Annotated in this window: 16 protein-coding genes and 1 tRNA gene; 9 read left to right on the top strand and 8 right to left on the bottom strand. The window is 73.2% G+C overall.

Translation table 11 applies throughout. From position 1 onward, the window contains the following. Nucleotides 1–14 precede the first annotated feature (14 nt). The 3 genes from ACFV0T_RS32110 to ACFV0T_RS32120 are packed head-to-tail and all read right to left on the bottom strand — an operon-like array spanning nucleotide 15 to nucleotide 3,126. Nucleotides 15–545, bottom strand: coding sequence for an NUDIX hydrolase family protein (locus ACFV0T_RS32110; RefSeq protein WP_385786845.1), 531 nt, complete (start codon nucleotides 543–545; stop codon nucleotides 15–17). 24 nt (nucleotides 546–569) lie between these two features. Then, entirely contained in the window at nucleotides 570–1,721 is a 1,152-nt protein-coding gene (locus tag ACFV0T_RS32115) for an amidohydrolase family protein (RefSeq protein ID WP_385786848.1), read from the bottom strand. A gap of 1 nt (nucleotide 1,722) precedes the next feature. Further along, nucleotides 1,723–3,126, bottom strand: a complete 1,404-nt coding sequence (locus ACFV0T_RS32120; RefSeq protein ID WP_385786851.1) for a glutamine synthetase — start codon at nucleotides 3,124–3,126, stop codon at nucleotides 1,723–1,725. A gap of 557 nt (nucleotides 3,127–3,683) precedes the next feature. Between ACFV0T_RS32120 and ACFV0T_RS32125 the strand changes: the two genes are divergently transcribed. Together ACFV0T_RS32125 and ACFV0T_RS32130 are read left to right on the top strand one after the other, a co-directional pair. Beyond that, nucleotides 3,684–4,553, top strand: a complete 870-nt coding sequence (locus ACFV0T_RS32125) for a Cof-type HAD-IIB family hydrolase (protein WP_385786854.1) — start codon at nucleotides 3,684–3,686, stop codon at nucleotides 4,551–4,553. A 305-nt stretch (nucleotides 4,554–4,858) separates the two neighbouring features. Then, nucleotides 4,859–6,103 carry an amidohydrolase gene (locus ACFV0T_RS32130; RefSeq protein WP_385786857.1) on the top strand — a complete coding sequence of 415 codons (1,245 nt, stop codon included), beginning with the start codon at nucleotides 4,859–4,861 and terminating at the stop codon, nucleotides 6,101–6,103. Here ACFV0T_RS32130 and ACFV0T_RS32135 read toward each other — a convergent pair. Together ACFV0T_RS32135 and ACFV0T_RS32140 are read right to left on the bottom strand one after the other, a co-directional pair. After that, nucleotides 6,093–6,911 (bottom strand): SAM-dependent methyltransferase, encoded by an 819-nt coding sequence (locus ACFV0T_RS32135; protein WP_385786860.1) that lies wholly within the window; start codon nucleotides 6,909–6,911, stop codon nucleotides 6,093–6,095. The two genes, ACFV0T_RS32130 and ACFV0T_RS32135, sit on opposite strands and share 11 nt — an antisense overlap. Then, entirely contained in the window at nucleotides 6,908–7,822 is a 915-nt protein-coding gene (locus ACFV0T_RS32140) for an alpha/beta hydrolase (protein WP_385786863.1), read from the bottom strand. The genes ACFV0T_RS32135 and ACFV0T_RS32140 overlap by 4 nt, the downstream gene beginning before the upstream one ends. A 116-nt stretch (nucleotides 7,823–7,938) precedes the next feature. Between ACFV0T_RS32140 and ACFV0T_RS32145 the strand changes: the two genes are divergently transcribed. The 3 genes from ACFV0T_RS32145 (at nucleotide 7,939) to ACFV0T_RS32155 (ending at nucleotide 11,724) form a co-directional block, all read left to right on the top strand. Beyond that, complete coding sequence (locus tag ACFV0T_RS32145; protein ID WP_385786866.1) at nucleotides 7,939–9,126, top strand: thiolase family protein; 1,188 nt, start codon at nucleotides 7,939–7,941, stop codon at nucleotides 9,124–9,126. A gap of 187 nt (nucleotides 9,127–9,313) precedes the next feature. Continuing rightward, on the top strand, nucleotides 9,314–10,825 hold the full coding sequence (locus ACFV0T_RS32150) for a long-chain fatty acid--CoA ligase (RefSeq protein WP_385786869.1): 1,512 nt from the start codon (nucleotides 9,314–9,316) through the stop codon (nucleotides 10,823–10,825). Nucleotides 10,826–10,950: 125 nt separating this feature from the next. After that, on the top strand, nucleotides 10,951–11,724 hold the full coding sequence (locus ACFV0T_RS32155) for a sulfite exporter TauE/SafE family protein (RefSeq protein ID WP_385786872.1): 774 nt from the start codon (nucleotides 10,951–10,953) through the stop codon (nucleotides 11,722–11,724). 133 nt (nucleotides 11,725–11,857) lie between these two features. On the opposite strand, the gene ACFV0T_RS32160 is transcribed toward ACFV0T_RS32155, so the two are convergent. Continuing rightward, nucleotides 11,858–12,646, bottom strand: coding sequence for an HAD-IIA family hydrolase (locus ACFV0T_RS32160; protein WP_385786875.1), 789 nt, complete (start codon nucleotides 12,644–12,646; stop codon nucleotides 11,858–11,860). 159 nt (nucleotides 12,647–12,805) lie between these two features. On the opposite strand from ACFV0T_RS32160, the gene ACFV0T_RS32165 reads away from it, so the two are divergent. Together ACFV0T_RS32165 and ACFV0T_RS32170 are read left to right on the top strand one after the other, a co-directional pair. Further along, a complete protein-coding gene (locus ACFV0T_RS32165) occupies nucleotides 12,806–13,123 on the top strand; it encodes a hypothetical protein (RefSeq protein ID WP_385786878.1) in 318 nt (105 codons plus the stop codon). Nucleotides 13,124–13,133: 10 nt separating this feature from the next. Further along, nucleotides 13,134–13,895, top strand: a complete 762-nt coding sequence (locus ACFV0T_RS32170; protein ID WP_385786881.1) for a cobalt-precorrin-6A reductase — start codon at nucleotides 13,134–13,136, stop codon at nucleotides 13,893–13,895. Between the two features lie 44 nt (nucleotides 13,896–13,939). Here the strand turns inward: ACFV0T_RS32170 and cobF are convergent, their stop codons facing one another. Further along, nucleotides 13,940–14,713, bottom strand: coding sequence for a precorrin-6A synthase (deacetylating) (cobF, locus tag ACFV0T_RS32175; RefSeq protein WP_385786884.1), 774 nt, complete (start codon nucleotides 14,711–14,713; stop codon nucleotides 13,940–13,942). Between the two features lie 81 nt (nucleotides 14,714–14,794). After that, the gene (locus tag ACFV0T_RS32180) at nucleotides 14,795–15,313 is read right to left on the bottom strand and encodes a DUF309 domain-containing protein (protein WP_385786887.1); all 519 of its coding nucleotides are present in this window, start codon (nucleotides 15,311–15,313) and stop codon (nucleotides 14,795–14,797) included. Nucleotides 15,314–15,413: 100 nt separating this feature from the next. Here ACFV0T_RS32180 and ACFV0T_RS32185 point away from each other — a divergent pair. Together ACFV0T_RS32185 and ACFV0T_RS32190 are read left to right on the top strand one after the other, a co-directional pair. Further along, nucleotides 15,414–15,490, top strand: a tRNA-Pro gene (locus tag ACFV0T_RS32185). A gap of 963 nt (nucleotides 15,491–16,453) precedes the next feature. Continuing rightward, nucleotides 16,454–18,535 (top strand): NPCBM/NEW2 domain-containing protein, encoded by a 2,082-nt coding sequence (locus ACFV0T_RS32190; protein ID WP_385786890.1) that lies wholly within the window; start codon nucleotides 16,454–16,456, stop codon nucleotides 18,533–18,535. Nucleotides 18,536–18,584 lie beyond the last annotated feature (49 nt).

Here is an 18,584-nt window from a genome sequence, read left to right on the forward strand (position 1 = left end):
GACGACGCGGCCGGTCAGGACGCCGACAGACCCGCGTGCGCGAGCGCCTGGCGGAGCAGGAACCCGTGACCGCCGGGCATCTCGCTCTGCACCGCGGGCGACGCCGCCTCCTCGGGGCTGAACCAGACCAGGTCCAGGGCGTCCTGGCGCGGCCGGCAGTCACCGGTGACCGGCACGATGTAGGCCAGGGACACCGCGTGCTGGCGCGGGTCGTGGTACGGCGTGACGCCGTGCGTCGGGAAGTACTCGGCGACGGTGAACGGCTGGAGGGACACCGGGACCCGGGGGAGCGCCACCGGGCCGAGGTCCTTCTCCAGGTGACGCAGCAGCGCGTCCCGGACCCGCTCGTGGTGCAGCACTCGGCCGGAGACGAGGGTGCGGCTGACCGTACCGTCCGGTCCGATCCGCAGCAGCAGTCCGATGCTGACGACTTCCCCGTTGTCGGCGACGCGGACGGGCACGGCCTCGACGTACAGGATCGGCATGCGGGCACGCGCCTGTTCGAGGTCGTCGGAACTCAGCCAACCGGGCGTGGTTTCGGTCATGTCAGACATTGTTTGATCATACTTTCAGTGGCTGTCGGAAAGCCGGTAGACCCGGCGGGCGTTGTCCGCTCCCGCCCACCGCGCGAACCGCAGCGCGTCGGGCAGGCTCAGTTCGTCGGCGTCCACCCGGTCCTGGAGCAGCTCGGCCAGGCCCCGGCGGAACGCCAGCGCGCCGAGCCAGTAGAACTCGGCGACACCGTAGGCGTCGGAGCTGTACAGCAGTTTGCGTGGTGGTGTGATCTCCAGCGCCTCCTCCAGGACCGCCCGTGCCCGGGCCGGGCCGACATGATGCAGGGTCAGGCCCAGGTCCAGGTAAACCTGTTCGAACACCGCCGCCAGGTACCCGGCCTGACGCTGGTAGGGCCAGCAGTGCAGGAACAGGACCGGGACGGTGCCGGCGACCAGATGGAGCCAGTCGGTCAGCCGGGTGGGGTCCACCCGGTGCAACCGGATGTCGGCGTCGCCGAAACCGGTGTGCAGCTGGAGGGGGAGGCCGAGGTCGACGGCGGTCCACAGCAGGTGGCGTACCAGGACGGGGTCGGCCAGCCGGCCGCCCCGCGCCGACCAGCGCCGGGCCGCTTCGGTCACCTCCGCCGCCCCGGGCCGGGCCGGGTCCAGGTCGAATCCCGTGCGGTAGGCGGCCACCGACTTCACCGTCACCACGCCCGGCCGCCGCACGGCCCGCTCCGCGGCGGACCGGAACGCCTGCGCGTACTCGTCCGGCTCCACTCCCCGCGCCGCCACGGCCTCGGCGACGCTCTCCAGCCGCACCACCTCGTACGCCACCGCGCCGTCGCCGGCGCATTCGGCGAGCTCGGCCGCGGTGGTGACGGGCTGCGGGGCGAAGCCGGTGTCGACGCAGAACACGTCCGTGTGGGCGGCGGTCAGGAAGCGGCGGTTCACCTCGCACGGGCCCAGCGCGGACCGGCGTCGCAGGTACTGCTCGGCGGGCGCGTGCCGGGGCAGGTCCAACAAGGGCGCGCAGTGGCGGCGTACGGCGATGCCCGCCGGACTGTCGAAGGGCGTGATGCCGCTGCCGGGCCACATCTCGCCCTCGGTGAGCAGAGACTCGAACTCCTCGGCGGCCGGGGCGCCGGTGACCACCCCGTGGCAGTGATGGTCCGTCAGCGGCAGTGCGGCGAGGGCCTCGTGGACGGGCCCCCCGGACGCGCCCATCTCAGTACTTCCAGCGGTAGGCCGCCGCCAGCCCGGCGTCGTCCAGTCCGTCGGCGGCCGCGACCTCCCCCTGGCGTACGGCGATCACCGCGTCGGCCAGGACCGGACCCAGCGCCGCGCGCAGCACCTCGTCCTCGCGGAACTCGGCGACCGCCTCCGCCAGCGAGACCGGCAGCCGGCGCACGCCGCCCGCCGCCTCCTCCTCGGTGGCGAGCCCCGCCGGGTCCCCGGTGATCTCCCCAGGCAGCGCCGTGCCCGCGGTCAGCCCGTCCAGCCCGGCGGCGATCAGCGCGCCCAGGGCGAGATAGGGGTTGGCGGCCAGGTCCACCGGCTTCACCTCCAGGTTGGCCTGCTGGGCCCGTCGGCCCGCCGTCCCGCGGACCACCCGCACGGCGGCCTCCCGGGTCTCCAGGCCCCAGGCGGTGAACACCCCTGCCCACTGGGACGGTTTGAGCCGCAGATAGCTGGCGGGACTCGGCGCGGTCACCGCGGTGAGGGCCGGGAGATGGGCGAGCAGGCCGGCCGCGAACGCCTCCGCGTCGGCCGTCATGCCGTGCCTGCGGTCGCCGCCGGCGTGCAGGTTCGCCCCGTCGCGCCAGGCGGAGAGGTGGACATGGCCGCCGTTGCCGACCCCCTCGGCGGACACCGCGGGCGCGAAGGAGACCCGCAGCCCGTGCCGCTGGGCCACCGCCCGGATCGTCTGGCGCACCAGCACACTGCGGTCGGCCGCGGCCACCGGGTCCAGCGCGCCCACGGAGACCTCGAACTGCCCGGGCGCGTACTCGGGATGGAACTGGTCGACCTCGACGCCCTGCGCCGCGAACGCCGCCAGCAGGTCGGCCGCGCAGTCGCTGAGCTCCACCTGCCGGGTGGCGCCGTACGCCGGACCCGAGACCGCGGGCACGAACGCCCCGTCGGGAGCCGACCCGAGGCCTACCGCCCACTCGACCTCGATCGCCGCCCGGAAGGTGATCCCGTGGTCGTGTTCGGCGTCCGCGACGATCCGGCGCAGCAGCGTACGGCCGCACCCGGGATGCCGCCCGCCGTCCTGGGTGATCCGGTCCACCGGGGCCCACGCCCAGCCGGGCTGTCCGGACAGCACGACCAGCCGGTCGAGGTCGGGGTAGAGGCGCAGGTCGCCGTCCGGGGAGCCGAGGACGTCGGTGGTGACGACCTGGTCGTCGGCCAGGAAGGTGTCGAACACCGGTGACATGCCGACGCCCCAGGCCGCCGCGGACGCCAGCTTCGCGGTCGGGACCGTTTTCACCCGGGTGATGCCCGCGGTGTCGACGTAGGCCAGCACCACGCCGTGCACGCCCCGGCCGGTCAGTTCGGCGCTCAGCGCGGTGGCCCGCTCGACGTCACCGGGACGCCCGCCCGGGACGGGATCGGCAAGGGTGGTCATGGGCGTCCTCCTCGACGGACTCGACGGACTCGACGGACTCGACGGACTGGACGGACTGGACGGACTGGACGGACTGGACGGATTCGGCTCGGCGGACTCGGCTCGGGGGCCCCGGCGGCCCCGTCAGGGTTTCACGGCCACCGCGCCGAACTGCGTACCGCGTCCGGGGAGTCGGACCCGGTTCACCGGCGCGAGCACGGCACCGGCCCAGGGTCGAGCAGGTCGAGGACACGGCGGCGGACCGGGTGAAGTACCGCGCCGCGGCGGCCCGTTCGAGGATCGCGTCCGGGGCGTGCACGTCCGGGGCGTCCACGTCCGGGTCGAGGCGGTCGGTGACGCCGCGCGGGTGTCCGGCGCTTCCGCGCCGCCCGGCAGACCGCCGCCCTCGCTCACACAGCTCTCCCTCGGTCGCACCTGCGGACGCCGCCGTCATTGTGCCGCCTGGTGATCAGCGTGTCCCGGGATTCGGCCCGGCGGTGCCCCGCTCGGGGGCCGGGAGTCCCCGGTGGGTGCCCCGGTAGGCTGGCGGGACAGCCCCCCGCCCCGGAAAGCAGGACATGCCCTACTCGCACGCGCCCCTCGTCACCCCCTCCGAGCCCGTGGCCGCCTGTGCCGACATCCGGCTCATCGTCACGGACATGGACGGCACGCTCCTGGACGACGACAAGCGGGCCCCCGAGGGGCTGTGGGAGGTGCTGGCGCTGCTGCGCGAGCGGGGTGTGCTGTTCAGCCCGGCCAGCGGACGCCAGTACGCCACCCTGGAACGGCAGTTCGCCGAGGTCGCCGAGGGCATGGTGTTCATCGCGGAGAACGGCACCTATGTCGTGCGCGACGGTGTCGAGCTGAGTTCCGACCCGCTGGATCCCGCCGTCGCCCGCGAGGTCGTACGGGCGGCGCGCCGGCTCGTGGCCGACGGTGTCGACATGGGCGCGGTCCTGTGCGGCAAGAAGTCCGCCTACGTGGAGCGGACCGACGAGGCCTTCCTGGCGGAGGTGCGCCGGTACTACCTGGAGCTGCGGATCGTCGAGGACGTCACCGCCGTCGACGACGACATCATCAAGGTGGCCCTCTTCGACTTCGGGGCCGCCGAGCGGACCACCGCACCGGCCCTGGCGCCCTTCGTCGCGACCCACCAGGTCGTCGTGTCCGGCGCGCACTGGGTCGACGTCATGAACCGCACCGCCGACAAGGGTTCCGCCGTCCGCCGGCTCCAGCGCGACCTGGGCATCACACCCGCGCAGACCATGGTGTTCGGCGACTACCTCAACGACCTGGAGATGCTGGACACCGCCGAGTGGTCGTTCGCCATGGCCAACGCCCACCCGGAGGTCGTCCGCCGGGCCCGGCACCTCGCCCCCTCCAACAACGACAACGGCGTACTGCGCACCGTCGCCCGCATGCTGGACCTCCCCGTCGGCGGCAGCTAGTGCCGCAGCAGGCGACGTTCGCCCCGTCGCGACGCCCGGCACGCCTTCTCGCCGCACCGGCCGAAAGCCCACGTACGACCAGTACGAGGACCTCCGGCCGGCCCGCCGGGAGCACGCACCGGACGTCGCTCCTTCACGGGTGAACGTTGCCTGCCACGGCACTAGGTCGTCCGGGGCCGTGGGCCCCCGCCGCCTGGCGGTAGGGCCCCGTGGTCACCGGCCGTGGTCACGCGGGTGCGGTCCTGTGCCAAGGTGGGCCCCGTCGAGCTGCGCGCAGCAGCGGACCCCCGACGAGAGGGAGCAGCATGACCGAGCCTGCCGCCGTCGCCCGCCTCGCCCTGGACCTGACCTCAGGGCTGAAGACCGGTGAACTCGAGGACCTCTACCGGGACCTGCACCGCCACCCCGAGCTCTCCTTCCAGGAACACCGCACCGCCGCCCTGCTCGCCGGACGGCTGCGCGCGGCCGGATACACGGTGACGGAGGAGGTCGCCGGTACCGGCGTCGTCGGCGTCCTCGCCAACGGCGACGGACCGGTGGTGTGGCTGCGCGGCGACATGGACGCGCTGCCGGTGCGGGAGGCCACCGGCCTTGAGTACGCCTCCACCGTCGACGGCGTGATGCACGCCTGCGGCCACGACCTGCACGTCACCTGGCTGGCGGGCGCCGCCGAGGCGCTCGCCGCCGCCCGGGAGAGCTGGTCGGGCACGCTGGTCGTGGTGGGGCAGCCCGCCGAGGAGTCCGGCGGCGGGGCGAGCGCGATGGTCGCCGACGGGCTGCGTGAGCGCTTCCCGCGCCCGGACGTCGTCCTCGGCCAGCACGTCGCGCCGGGTCTGGCCGGTTTCTTTCCGCACACCCCGGGCCTGACCATGTCGGCCTCCGACGACGTCGACATCGTCGTGCACGGCGTCGGCGGTCACGGCGCGCGCCCCGAGTCGACGGTCGACCCGCTGGTCACGGCCGCGTACCTGGTGACCCGGCTCCAGACGGTGGTCTCCCGCGAGGTCGCCGCGAAGGACTCGGCGGTGCTCACGGTCGGCATGTTCCACGCCGGCACCAAGCGCAACATCATCCCCGCCGAGGCCCGGCTCGCCCTGAACCTGCGCACTCAGGACCCGAAGGTGCGCGAACGGATCCTCACCGCGGTCCGGCGCGTCGCCGAGGGCGAGTGCGCGGCGGCGGGCTGCCCGACACCGCCCGACATCACGGTCCGGGCCGGATATCCGAACACCGTCAACGACCCGGACCTCGACACGGAGATCGCCGCCGTGCACCGTGAACTGTTCGGCGCGCACACGGTGTTCGACTTCGGCCCGGCGATGGGCAGCGAGGACTTCTCCCTGCTGGCACCCGAGGGCGTGCCGTACGACTACTGGTACGTGACCTCGACACCCGCCGACGTGTGGCAGGCGGCGCCGGGGGCGGAGCTCGGCGAGAAGGTCGACGCCGTGCCGGGCAACCACAGTCCGCTGTTCGCGCCCGACCTGTCGGTGCTCGTGCCCGGCGTGCGGACGCTGGTGTCGGCCGCTCTGAGCCGGCTCAGCGCTTGACGCCCACCGCGCCGTAGAGCGAGATCGGCCCGGGGCCGAGGTCCGACTCGCCCTCGGCGAGCTCCGGACGCCAGTCCGCCACGGACACGACCCCGGGCTCGACCAGGTCGAGCCCCTCGAAGAAGCGGGCCACCTCGTCCTGCGTGCGGGCCACCAGCGTCACCCCGCCCGCCGCGTACGCCGCGATGCCGCGCCGTACGTTCTCCGGTTCGAGGTCGGCCGTCATCGCCGACAGGACCAGGCAGCTGCCCGGCGCCAGCGCCCCGACCAGCGTCTCGACCATCTCGTACGCCCCGTCGGCGTCCGCGACGAAGTGCATCAGCGCGATCAGCGACAGGGCGACCGGCCGGTCGAGGTCGAGGAGGCGCGCCGCCTGGTCGAGGATCGTGCGCGGCTCGCGCGCGTCGGCCTGGAGGTACTCCGTGAGCCCTTCCGGGGTGCCGCGCAGCAGCGCTCCGGCGTGCGCCAGCACGATCGGGTCGTTGTCGACGTAGACCACGCGTGCCTCGGGCGCGGTCGACTGGGCGATCTGGTGGAGGTTGGGCTCGGTGGGTATGCCGGAGCCGATGTCGAGGAACTGGCGGATTCCCAACTCCCGGACGAGCAGACGCGTGGCCCGCTGCATGAACCAGCGGTTGCTGCGCGCGGCCCGTGGGGCGCCCGCGTCGATCGACGTGATCCGCCGGCCGAGCTCCTCGTCGACGGGGTAGTTGTCCTTCCCGCCGAGGAACCAGTCGTACACACGCGCCGGATGCGGCCTGGTCGTGTCGATCCTCCGCACGGCGGCCCCCGCCCCGCTCCCGGTCACTCGGTACTCCTCTGTTCGGCGCTCTCGGCAACGCGTCCGAGAAGTCTGGCACGGTCGTTCCCCGGGGCAGAGGCGATCTTCGGCCACGCTCCTTCGCCGTCCCGTGCGGTGAGCGCGCCGTCCAGGAAACGGGTCAGGACCGCGAGGACCTCGCTCTTGTCCGTCTCGTGGAACACCTCGTGCCGGGCGCCGGGACGGAGGTGCTCGGTCAGGTTTCCGCCGCTGAGCCGTTCGACGCCGACGCGGCTGCCGGCGAGCGGGACCAGCCGGTCGTCCGTGCCGTGCAGCCACAGCAGCGGGAGCCGGCCGACGTCGCCGCCTTCGGCGACGGTCTCCAGGGTCCGTACGAACGCCTCCAGCGTGGGCCGCTTCATCGGCCCGTGCCAGACCAGCGGATCCGCCGCGTAGGCGGCGCCGACCGCCGGGTCGCGGGAGAGCGCGGCGGGACTGACGGGGATGTCCGGGATCTCGTCGTGGGCGAGCAGCCGGCCCGGCGTCTCCCACGCGCCGATCACCGGCCCGGACAGCACCAGGGCGGCGAGTTCGTCGCCGTGGCGCTGGGCGTGGCGCGCGGCGATCAGGCCCCCCATGGAGTGCCCCACCACGACGAGGGGCAGGCCGGGAGACGCGGCGCGGGCCAGCTCCGCCACGGCCTGCACGTCGTCGACCACGTCCTCGAAGTCCTCGATCAGCACCCGCTCGCCCGCCGACCTGCCGTGCCCCTGGTGGTCGGGTCCAAACACGGCCGCGCCGTGCGCCCGCAGCGCCTCGGCGACCTGCTCGTACCGGCCGACGTGCTCGCCGTAGCCGTGCACCAGCAGCGCGAGGTGGCGCGGTCGCTGGTGCGGCCACTCACGAGCGACGACCCTGCCCCGGGTGCCGGCGAGGACGTGCTCGCGGGGTTCGGCCATGGCTCCTCCAGCTGCGTCGGTGAAGGTCTCGTGGGATCTTCCCAGTGAGTCGTCCGGCGGTCTATAGTCGAAAACTAGCAGTGCTAATTAAGTCGACGACGGTCAGGAGTCCTGTCGTGCGTCCCGTCCATTTCGCGGCCGCCCGCCGCACCCCCATCGGCAGGCTGCGCGGATCCCTCTCCGCGGTGCGCCCCGACGACCTCGCCGCGACCGTGATCCGCGGGCTGGTCGCCGAGCTGCCCGCGCTGGATCCGGCCCGCATCGACGACGTCTACTGGGGTGCCGCCAACCAGGCCGGCGAGGACAACCGCAACGTCGCCCGGATGGCCGCGCTGCTCGCCGGCCTTCCCGAGTCCGTGCCCGGCGCCACCGTGAACCGGCTGTGCGCCTCCGGCCTGGAGGCCGTCACCACCGCGGCCCGCACCATCGCCGCGGGCGAGGCGGACATCGTGCTCGCGGGCGGCTCCGAGTCCATGAGCCGCGCCCCGTTCGTGCTGCCGCGCCCCGACGAGGCCCTGCCGCACCGCATCGAGACCGTCGACACCCGGCTCGGCTGGCGGCTGGTCAATCCCGCGATGAAGGACCTGCACGGCCTGCTGTCGATGGGCGAGACGGCGGAGGAGGTGGCCGAGCGCCACGGCGTCCCGCGCGAGCGGCAGGACGAGTTCGCGCTGCGCAGCCACCGGCTCGCCGCGCAGGCCCGCAAGAACGGCGACTTCGACGACGAACTCGTGCCGGTGCGGCGGCCGGACGGCGTGGTCGTCGACGCCGACGAATGCATCCGCGAGGACACCTCGTACGAGAAGCTGGCGGGGCTCAAGCCCGTCTTCCGGCCGGGCGGCACGGTGACCGCGGGCAACGCCTCGCCGATGAACGACGGCGCGGCGGCCCTGCTCCTGGTCAGCGAGGAGGCCCTGAACGAGCTGGGCCTGGAGTCGCTGGGCCGCTACGTCGCCGGCGGCTCGGCCGGCGTCCACCCCGACGTGATGGGCATCGGCCCGGTCCCCGCCACCCGCCGGGTGCTCGCCCGCGCGGGCTGGGAGATCGGCGACGTGCAGGAGGCCGAGTTCAACGAGGCGTTCGCGGCCCAGGCCCTCGCCAGCGTCGACGCACTGGGCATCGACCCCGATCTCGTCAACCCGACCGGCGGCGCCATCGCCCTCGGCCACCCGCTCGGCTGCTCGGGCGCCCGCATCCTCACCACCCTGCTCCACCGCATGCGCCGCACCCGGGCCGAGCGCGGCCTGGCCACCATGTGCGTGGGCGTCGGGCAGGGCAGCGCGGTACTGGTCGAGCGGCACTAGTGCCGCAGCAGGCACCAGGTGTGCTGTCCGGGCACGTCGGTGACGGGGCGACACGCCTAGGGCGCGTCTCGAAAGTCCCGTCCGGCCCGCGAAACACGCCCTAGCCGCACCCGTCGTCGTCCGTCGACGGGCCCGTCCAGCAGGGCAGTCGGCGCCGAAGTCGCAGCAAGAAACGGAGTACCACCCCATGGCAACCCTGTCCGTCGCCGCCATTCTCTTCGAGAACGCCCGGCGTCGCCCCGACAAGACCGCTCTGGTCGAAGGCGACCTGCGGCTGTCGTTCGCCGAGGTCTGGCAGCGGTCCCTCGCCCAGGCGGGCGCGCTCGTCGGGCTGGGCGTGCGGCCGGGGGACCGGGTCGCCCTGATGGCGCCCAACACGGCCGAGTTCCCGCAGGCGTACTACGCGATCGTGGCGGCGGGCGCCGTCGTCGTCCCCGTACACCTGCTGCTGTCGCCGCCCGAGGTCGAGCATGTGCTGCGGGACAGCGGCGCGACACTGCTGCTGTGCCACCCGGCGCAGACCGAGACGGGCTCGGCCGCGGCCCGGGCGACCGGGGTCCGGGTCGTCACGCTGGGCGCCGAGTTCGAGCGGCTCGCGGCCGACGCCGAACCGCTGCCGTCGTACGTCACCCGCGCCGCCGACGACCCGGCGGTCGTCTTCTACACCAGCGGCACCACCGGTGTGCCCAAGGGCGCCGTGCTCAGCCACTTCAACCTGGTGATGAACGCGACCGTCAACGCCTTCGACGCCAACGACATCCGCGCCGACGACATCGCGCTCGGCGCGCTGCCGCTGTTCCACGCGTTCGGGCAGACGGTGTCGATGAACTCGACGTGGCGGGCCGGGGCGACGCTCGTGCTGCTGCCGCGCTTCGACGCGGGGCGCGCGATCGAACTGATGGTGAAGGAGGGCGTCAACACCTTCCACGGCGTGCCCACGATGTTCGTGTCGCTGGCCGCCGCGGCGGCCGCCGCGGACGTGCTGCCCGAACTGCGGGTGTGCGTGTCCGGCGGCGCCTCGCTGCCGGTCGCCGTGCTGGAGCGGTTCGAGGAGGCGTTCGGGGCGGTGGTCTGCGAGGGCTACGGGCTGTCGGAGACCTCCCCGGCCGCTGCCGTGAACCAGCCGTCCTTCGGGACCCGGGCGGGCACCATCGGGCACCCGCTGTGGGGCGTGGACGTGGAGATCGCCCGAGCCGAGAACGAGCAGGGCATCGAACTCCTGCCGACCGGCGAGCTGGGCGAGGTCGTCGTCCGCGGCCACAACGTCTTCTCCGGCTACCTCGGCCGCCCGGAGGCGACCGCCGAGGCGCTCGTCGACGGCTGGTTGCGCACCGGCGACCTCGGCACCAAGGACGAGGACGGCTTCCTGCGGATCGTCGACCGCAAGAAGGACGTCATCATCCGGGGTGGCTTCAACGTCTACCCGCGCGAGGTCGAGGAGGTGCTCGTACGGCATCCGGGCATCGCCCAGGTCGCCGTGATCGGGCTCCCCGACGAACTGCACGGCGAGGAGGTGTGCGCCGTCGTCGTGCCCGCGCCGGGTACCGACCCGGACGGCGCGGAGCTCGTCGAATGGTCCAAGGAGCGACTGGGACGCCACAAGTACCCGCGGCGCGTGGAGTTCATGGACGCGCTGCCGCTCGGGCCCAGCATGAAGGTGCTCAAGCGGGAGCTGCGGGCGCGCTACTCGGCGGGCTGACCGGCCGCCCGACCGGGGCGGAAGCGGGGGCCGGGGCGGGAAGCGGGGAGGGGGCGCGGACGGGGACCGCCCGGCGAGACGCCCCTTACGGCCGACGGTTGCGTGCGCATAGCATCGGTCTCCGCATGAACACGATGACGCTCTGGCACATATCCGGCTGGGAGTTCGCCGCCCTCGCCTTCGCGGCGCTGCTCGTCGGCTTCTCGAAGACGGCCGTCAGCGGGGCCAACACGGTCAGCCTCGCGATCTTCGCGGCGGTCCTGCCCGCCCGCGCCTCCACCGGTGTCCTGCTGCCGGTCCTGATCGCCGGGGACGTGCTCGCCGTCCTCACCTACCGGCGGCATGCCCACTGGCCCACGCTGTGGCGGCTGTTCCCGGCGGTGGCGGCGGGTGTGGTCCTCGGCGCGCTGTTCCTGGTGTGGGCCGACGACGGCGTCGTACGGACCTCGATCGGCGCGATCCTGCTGCTGATGGCCGCGGTGACGGTGTGGCGACGGCGCGGGGCCGACGCCGCGACGGAACCGGACTCGGTGACCAGCCCGGCCGGGCGGATCAAGGCCCGCTCGTACGGCGTCCTCGGCGGCTTCACGACCATGGTCGCCAACGCCGGCGGCCCGGTGATGTCGCTGTACCTGCTGTCGGCGGGCTTCCGGAAACTGGGCTTCCTGGGCACGTCGGCGTTCTTCTTCCTGATCGTGAACATCTCCAAGGTGCCCTTCAGCGTGGGCCTGGGTCTGATCGACGGCCGCTCGCTGCTGCTCGACGCCGTGCTGGTGGTGTTCGTCGTGCCGGGTGCGCTGTTCGGCAAATGGGCTGTGAACAGGATCAACCAGCGTCTGTTCGAGCGGCTGGTGATCGCGGCGACGATCGTGGGCGGTGTGCAGCTGCTGCTGCGCTAGCCGCCGCGAGGGCCACGGCGGCGGCCGTGGCGGTAACCGTGGCGACGGCCTGGCGACGGCCGTGGCGACGGCTTCCTCGGGTTCGCCTGCCGGGTTCGCCGCCGGGTTCGCCGCCCGGTTCGGCGGCTGTCGGCTACAGGCCCAGCAGGGCGGGCAGGTCCGCGAACGAGTCGATCACGTGATCCGGGGTGCCGCTCGCGTCCCGGTGGGTCTCCGGGAGGTACTTGCCGGTCCGGACGAGCACCCCGGTCAGGCCCGCGCGCTGGGCCGCCAGGACGTCCGACTCGATGTCGTCGCCCACCATCAGCGCCTCGCCCGGACCGGCGCGGAGCCGGGCCAGCGCCGCCCCGAAGAACGCGCCCGACGGTTTCCCGGTGACCTCGGCCTCGGTCCGCGCGGCCGCCTCCAGCCCCAACAGGAAGGCCCCGGAATCGAGTTGCAGCCCTTGCTCGGTCCGCCAGTACAGGTTGCGGTGCATCGCGACCAGGCGCGCTCCCCGCTGGAGGTGTCCGAAGGCCCGGTTCAGCGCGGCGTAGTCGAACTCCGGCCCGGCACCGCCGACGATCACCACGTCCGGCACGGTGTCGGTGTCGTCGTCGGCGAGCAGGGTCACACCGTCGAGGTCGTCCCCGATCCGCCCGCTGTTCAACAGCGCGCAGCGGGCGCCGGGCAGCCGCTCGGCCAGGTGGGCGGCGGTGGCGGCGGGCGCGGTGAGCACGTCCTCGGCGGTCACCGGAAACCCCGCGTCCGCCAGGGCGGTCGCGATCGACGCCCGCGTCCGGGATGTCGTGTTCGTCACCAGGACCACACCGAGACCCGCGTCCCGGATCCTCCGCAACGCCTCCACCGCACCCGGCAGCGGCTGCCACGACACGGTGAGGACCCCGTCGATGTCGACCAGGACGGCACGCACTGACTCCATGAGGGGACGATAGCCACCGCGGCCGGGCCCGGCCCGCGGACACCACCCACCCGGCCCACCCCGGCGCTCCGCTCCCGCCGCTCCCGTTCACTTCGCCGCATGCGTCACCTGCGCCGCTCCCGCCGCCCGCGCCGCTTCCGGAAAACGAGGACCAGCACCGTGCCCGACCCGACCACGCCCGACCCCACCACTTCGGGCTCCGCCCCGTCCGACGCCCCGGAGCAGCCCAGGCTCTGGCAGGTGAAGATCGCGCTCGTCGCCACGGCCGCCAAGCACGAGGAGCTGATGGACCGTCTGGCCGAGGTGCTGTGCCCGGACCCCGACCACGAGGGACCCTGCGCCGTGCCCTGGGCCATGCACAGCGTCAACGGCGACTCCCTGTCGTCCCGGCAGCGGGCGGCTTTGCTGACCGAGATCGCGGAGACCAACCCCGACCCCGGGGAGGGCGGGGGCGAAGCGGCGCCCGGAGCCTCGTAGGCTCGTCGCCATGGCCCCGCACATCCTGGTCCTCGGCGGCACCACCGAGGCCCGCCGGCTCGCCGCCGACCTCGCGGCGTGGCCCGGGGTGCGCGTGACCACGTCCCTCGCGGGACGCGTGGCACGGCCGGGCGCTCTCGACGGGGACGTACGCGTCGGGGGGTTCGGCGGCGCGGACGGGCTCGCCGCGTGGCTGCGCGCGCACCAGGTGGACGCCGTGGCCGACGCCACCCATCCCTTCGCCGCGGGCATCACCGCCAACGCGGCCCGCGCCACCGCGGCGACCGGGCTGCCGCTGGTCGTGCTGCGCCGACCGGGCTGGCAGCCGGTCCGCGGGGACCGCTGGCACCCGGTCGCCTCCCTGGACGCCGCCGCCGAACTGCTGCCGAGGCTCGGCCGGCGGGTCCTGCTGACGACGGGACGCCTGGGACTCGCGGCCTTCGCCGGGCTGACCCGACTCCACTTCGTCGTACGGTCGGTGGAGGCGCCCGAGCCGCCGATGCCGCCGGACTCGGAAGTGGTGCTGGCCCGCGGTCCGTTCACCCCGGCCGACGAGTCGGCGCTGCTGCGCGCGCACCGCATCGACGTGCTGGTGACGAAGGACAGCGGGGGCACGGCGACATCGGCCAAACTGACGGCCGCCCGTGAACTGGACCTGCCCGTAGTGGTCGTACGCCGTCCCGCGCTCCCGTCGGGCGTGACGTCCGTGCCCGACGTCGCCGCGGTCCTCGACCGCCTGGGCCTCGACCGCCTGGGCCTCGACCGGCCCTAGGCGCCGGGACGCGCGGCCGGTCGGGGTCCATCGGGTGTCGGGGTCTAGCGGGTGTCGGGGTTGCGGCGCAGCAGATACGTGTCCATGATCCAACCCTTGCGCTCACGGGCCTCGGCGCGCAGCCGCTCGATGCGCGGCGCGGCCTCGGCGATCGGACCCGAGGCGAGGATCTCGTCCGGAGTGCCTATGTAGGCGCCCCAGTAGATGTCCATGTCCTGGTCGGCGTAGCGCCGGAAGGCCTGGTGCGCGTCGAGCATCACCACCACGTCGTCCACGTCCTCGGGGAAGCCCTCGGCGAGCCGCCGCCCCGTGGTGATCTGCACCGGACGCGCCACCCGGTTCAGCCCCGTACGGTGCCGGGCGACGAGCGCCGAGACACTGCTGATGCCCGGCACGACGTCGTACTCGAAGGCGACCTCGCCCCGGCCGAGGATCTCCTCCAGGATCCCGATCGTGCTGTCGTACAACGACGGATCGCCCCACACCAGGAACGCGCCGCGGTCGTCCTCGCCCAGCTCCTCGGCGATCAGCCGCTGGTAGATGTCGGCGCGGGCGCTGCGCCAGTCGCCGACGGCGGGGGAGTACGCGTCGCCTCCCGCGCGGCGGTCCCGCTCCGGGTCGCGTGCCTCGACCAGGCGGTACGTCCCCTCCGGCACGTGGGTGTCGAGCATGTCCCGGCGCAGCCGCGTGAGGTCGCTCTTCACCTCGCCCTTGTCGAGGAGGAAGAAGACGTCCGTGCTCCGCAGCGCCCTGACCGCCTGGAGGGTCAGCTGGTCGGGGTCGCCCGCGCCGATACCGATGACATGAATCCTTCGCACGCCCCGAGTCTGCCGTACGGCACCGGCACCGCGTGCACCGCGTCCGCGCCCACCTGCGCCGACGCTTTCGGCCGAGCCCGGTCAGCGGGCCGCGTGCCCGCGCAGCCGGGGCGCCCGCGCCCGCGCGTCCACGGACCGTACGCCGGCCTCCACCTCGTCCGCCAGCTCCCGGGCCCAGGCGGTCAGCCCGGCGAGATCCATCCCGTACGGCCGGTCCCCGGCGCCGGACGCCCACTCGTCGACGGCCCCCGCCCCGCGCCGCAGCAGCCGCACCCCGCCCGTGTCGTTCCCCCGGGCAGCGTGCGTGAGCCCCACCGCGAGCTGGGCCAGCCCGCGCCACAGGGCCCGCTCCTGGTCGGGCCCGGCCTTCCAGGCGTCCTCGAAGACCTCGTGCGCGTGGAACGGCTTCCCGTCGTCGAGCAGCGCCTGCGCCTCGGCGACGGTCTGTTCGGGGGTGCGCGGGACACCCTCCGGCTGCCGTTCCACACCGGCCGTGCCGTACGGCAGCGGCCGCCCGAGCCCGTCCCGGGGCCGAGCGCTGCGCGGCCGCCCCTCGACGTCCCGGTCCCGTGCGCCGTCCGTACCCCATGTGCCACTCATACGCCGATTGTCCCGCTCCCCGGCGCCCCCTTCGATGCGGCCCACGGTGTGGGGTAAAGTACTTTTCGCGTGATCACGCGGTTCGCCGCGTCGGACGCACCGGGACGTGGCGCAGCTTGGTAGCGCACTTGACTGGGGGTCAAGGGGTCGCAGGTTCAAATCCTGTCGTCCCGACCATGCTTTTCAGCAGGTCGGAGGTCGTTCTCTCACTGACGAGAGGGCGGCCTTTCGCGCGTCCGGAGGCATGGCGGTCGCAGCCACGACGCATGTCCGGGCGGCGACTGGCCTTCTCGGTTCCGGTGCGGGTCTGGTCGATGCGGCGAGACCGGTGAACGGGTCGTCAGGATCACCGCACCTGCGGGGCCGGACCGCCATGGCCTTCTGGTCCGTGCGCATCTGCAACTCGGTGCCCACGTCGTGATCGTCCGGGCATCGATCTGAACACCCTCAGGACGGCCGGAGTGCGTCAGTACGCGGCCGACCATGACTGGCTCACCGTCTTCCAACTCCCCTCCTTTGCGCCCGGTCTGAACCCTGTCGATATGCCCCGGACGACGACGCTGCGGTCCCCGTGGCTCTTGCCGGTGCCGGTGCCGGTGCCGGTGCCGGTGCCGGTGCGGGTCCGGGTGCCGGTGGCGGCCGGTGGGCGGGTCAGCCCGGCGACGGAGGCGCCGTCGTCGACATCGCGGCGGAGGAGCCCCGCATCCGTACCTCTTCCCGGCGCCCGCGCTGCGCAGCGGTCAGCCCGCCCCCATCCGGACACCGCATGTTTCCGGCGTACCAGCTCGGCCGGACCACGTCACCGGTCCCGACACGCGTCCAGACCACAAGACGCCGAAATCGGACAAGCGAGGACGGAGCTCGCGCGCCCTCTCAGGCGTCACGCCTGATACGGGGTCACACGCCGACCGACAGAGGGAAGTTGGGGTACCTGACGAGACCTACGGGTAACTCATAATTTAGGAATTATTATTGACGCCCGTCGGTAACCGCTGCAAGATCCTGGAAACAAACAGCAGGCGCACAGGCATTGCCTGGTCCGAAGGCCGACCGCCGCACCCTCCGCGAGGGAGCGGTGCCTCAGACTCACGACCAGGACGGGTCGGCACGCCTGATCGATCGGACAGCGAAGGTCCCGATGTGAAACGACATCTCACCGTCCTCCTCGCCCTCCTGACCGGCTTGCTGGCCGTGCCGGCACAAGCCCACGCCGGCCCAGCGGCCGGCACTGACGCCGTCACCGCGCCGGCACCTCAGCAGGCGCTCAGCCCGACGCCGTACATGGGCTGGAACACCTACTACGCGCTGGGTGGCGATCCGACCGAGGCCGAGATCAAGTCAGTGGCCGACTTCCTGGTCAGCAGCGGCCTGCGCGACACCGGCTACCAGTACGTCTGGATCGACGGCAACTGGGCGGCGCCGACCCCGCGCAGCGCGGCCGGCGACCTGACGCCCAACCCCGCCCAATTCCCGAACGGGCTGAAGCCGCTGGTCGACTACATCCACTCCAAGGGCCTGAAGGCCGGCATCTACACCGACGCCGGCCCGTACATCCCGGGCAAGTGCGGACTCGGCAGCCACGGCTACTACCAGCGCGACGCGGACCAGTTCGCCGCCTGGAAGTTCGACGCGGTCAAGGCGGACTACCTCTGCGGGATCGCCGCCGACCTCGACCCGAAGACCGTCTACACCGAGTTCGCGCAGGCGTTGCGGAACAACGCCGGCAAGCGCCCCATGATCTTCAACCTCTGCAACCCGGTGACCTCCCCCGACTGGGGCAACTACCCGGAGGAGCAGCAGTCGACATTCTCCTGGAGCTATGCGCCGAAGATCGCGCAGTCCTGGCGGACGTACACGGATGTGGGCTTCGTCGGCGAGATCAAGTACAAGGACGTGCTGCGGAACTACGACGCGAACGCGCGGCACCCCGAGGCCGCCGGGCCGGGGCACTTCAACGACCCGGACTACCTCGGTCCTGAGCTGGGCATGACGGACGAGGAGTTCCGTACCCAGATGACGCTCTGGTCGGTGGCGGCGGCGCCGCTGATGATCGGCAGCGACGTCCGCCACCTCAGCAAGACCTCGCTCGGCATTCTCCAGGACCGCGACGTCGTCGCGATCAACCAGGACTCCGCCGGTGTCCAGGCCGTCCGCGTCGGGGCCGCCGGTGCGACGGAGACCTGGGTGAAGCGCCTCGCCGACGGCGAGCGTGCCGTGGTGCTGCTGAACCGGGGCGACAGCCCGGCGACGCTCACCACGAAGGCGTCGTCGGTCGGGCTGTCCGGCCACCGGTTCACCCTGAAGAACGCCTGGACCGACCAGGTCACCGAGAGCGCCGGCACCATCAGTGCCGCCGTCCCCGCCCACGGCGCGGCCCTGTTCCGGGTCGGCCGGGCCACGGGCAAGCCCGGAGTTCCGCACGTCGTCGCCGGCCTGCCGCAGGTGACGCAGGTCGGTGACGACGCGGTGCCGGCCGGCACCGCCCCGCTCGTCGCCGGCGGCGACCAGGCCCGGGTCGAGGTCACCGTCCGCAACGACGGTGCGCAGCCGGTCCTCGCGCCGCGGGTCGAGCTGAAGGTGCCCGACGGCTGGACGGCCCGTCCGGTCGGCAAGGCGCCGAAGCTGCTGACCTCCGACCACTCCGCGACCTTCGCCTTCACCGTGACCCTGCCGGGCACCGCCGCGCCGGGCAACGCCCAACTGGCCGCCACCACGTCGTACGAGGTGATCGGCAAGGGACGGCTGCGGCAGGAGTCGTCCACGCCGATAGTGGTCGCACCGGCGGCCCCGGACGGCGATGTCGCACTCTCGCACCACGAGTGGATCAGCGCCACCAGCGGGTGGATGAGCCCGACGGTCGACCAGAGCGTCGGCGGCGGGTCGCCGATCAGCATGCTCGGCCAGGTCCACCCGACCGGGATCGGGGTCGCCTCGCCCTCCACGATCCGCTACTACCTCGGCGACCGGTGCAGCCGCCTGACCGCCACCGCCGGTATCGACGACGCGGTGCGCAACGTCGGACCTGAGGGCGGCACGTCCACCTTCCAGGTGATCGGTGACGGCCGGGTGCTGTTCGACAGCGGTGTGCTGACCCGCGACGACGTCCGCCAGGCCGACATCGACCTGACCGGCGTCCGGGTGCTCGACCTCGTCGTCGGCGACGCCGGCGACGGCGGCTACAACGACCGCGCCGACTGGGCCGGTCTGAACGCAACCTGCTGATTCGGCTCGGCCGCACTCAGGTGATGCCTCACCAGAGTGCGGCCGATTC

The sequence above is a fragment of the Streptomyces sp. NPDC059582 genome, from assembly GCF_042735715.1.
Classification (GTDB): domain Bacteria; phylum Actinomycetota; class Actinomycetes; order Streptomycetales; family Streptomycetaceae; genus Streptomyces.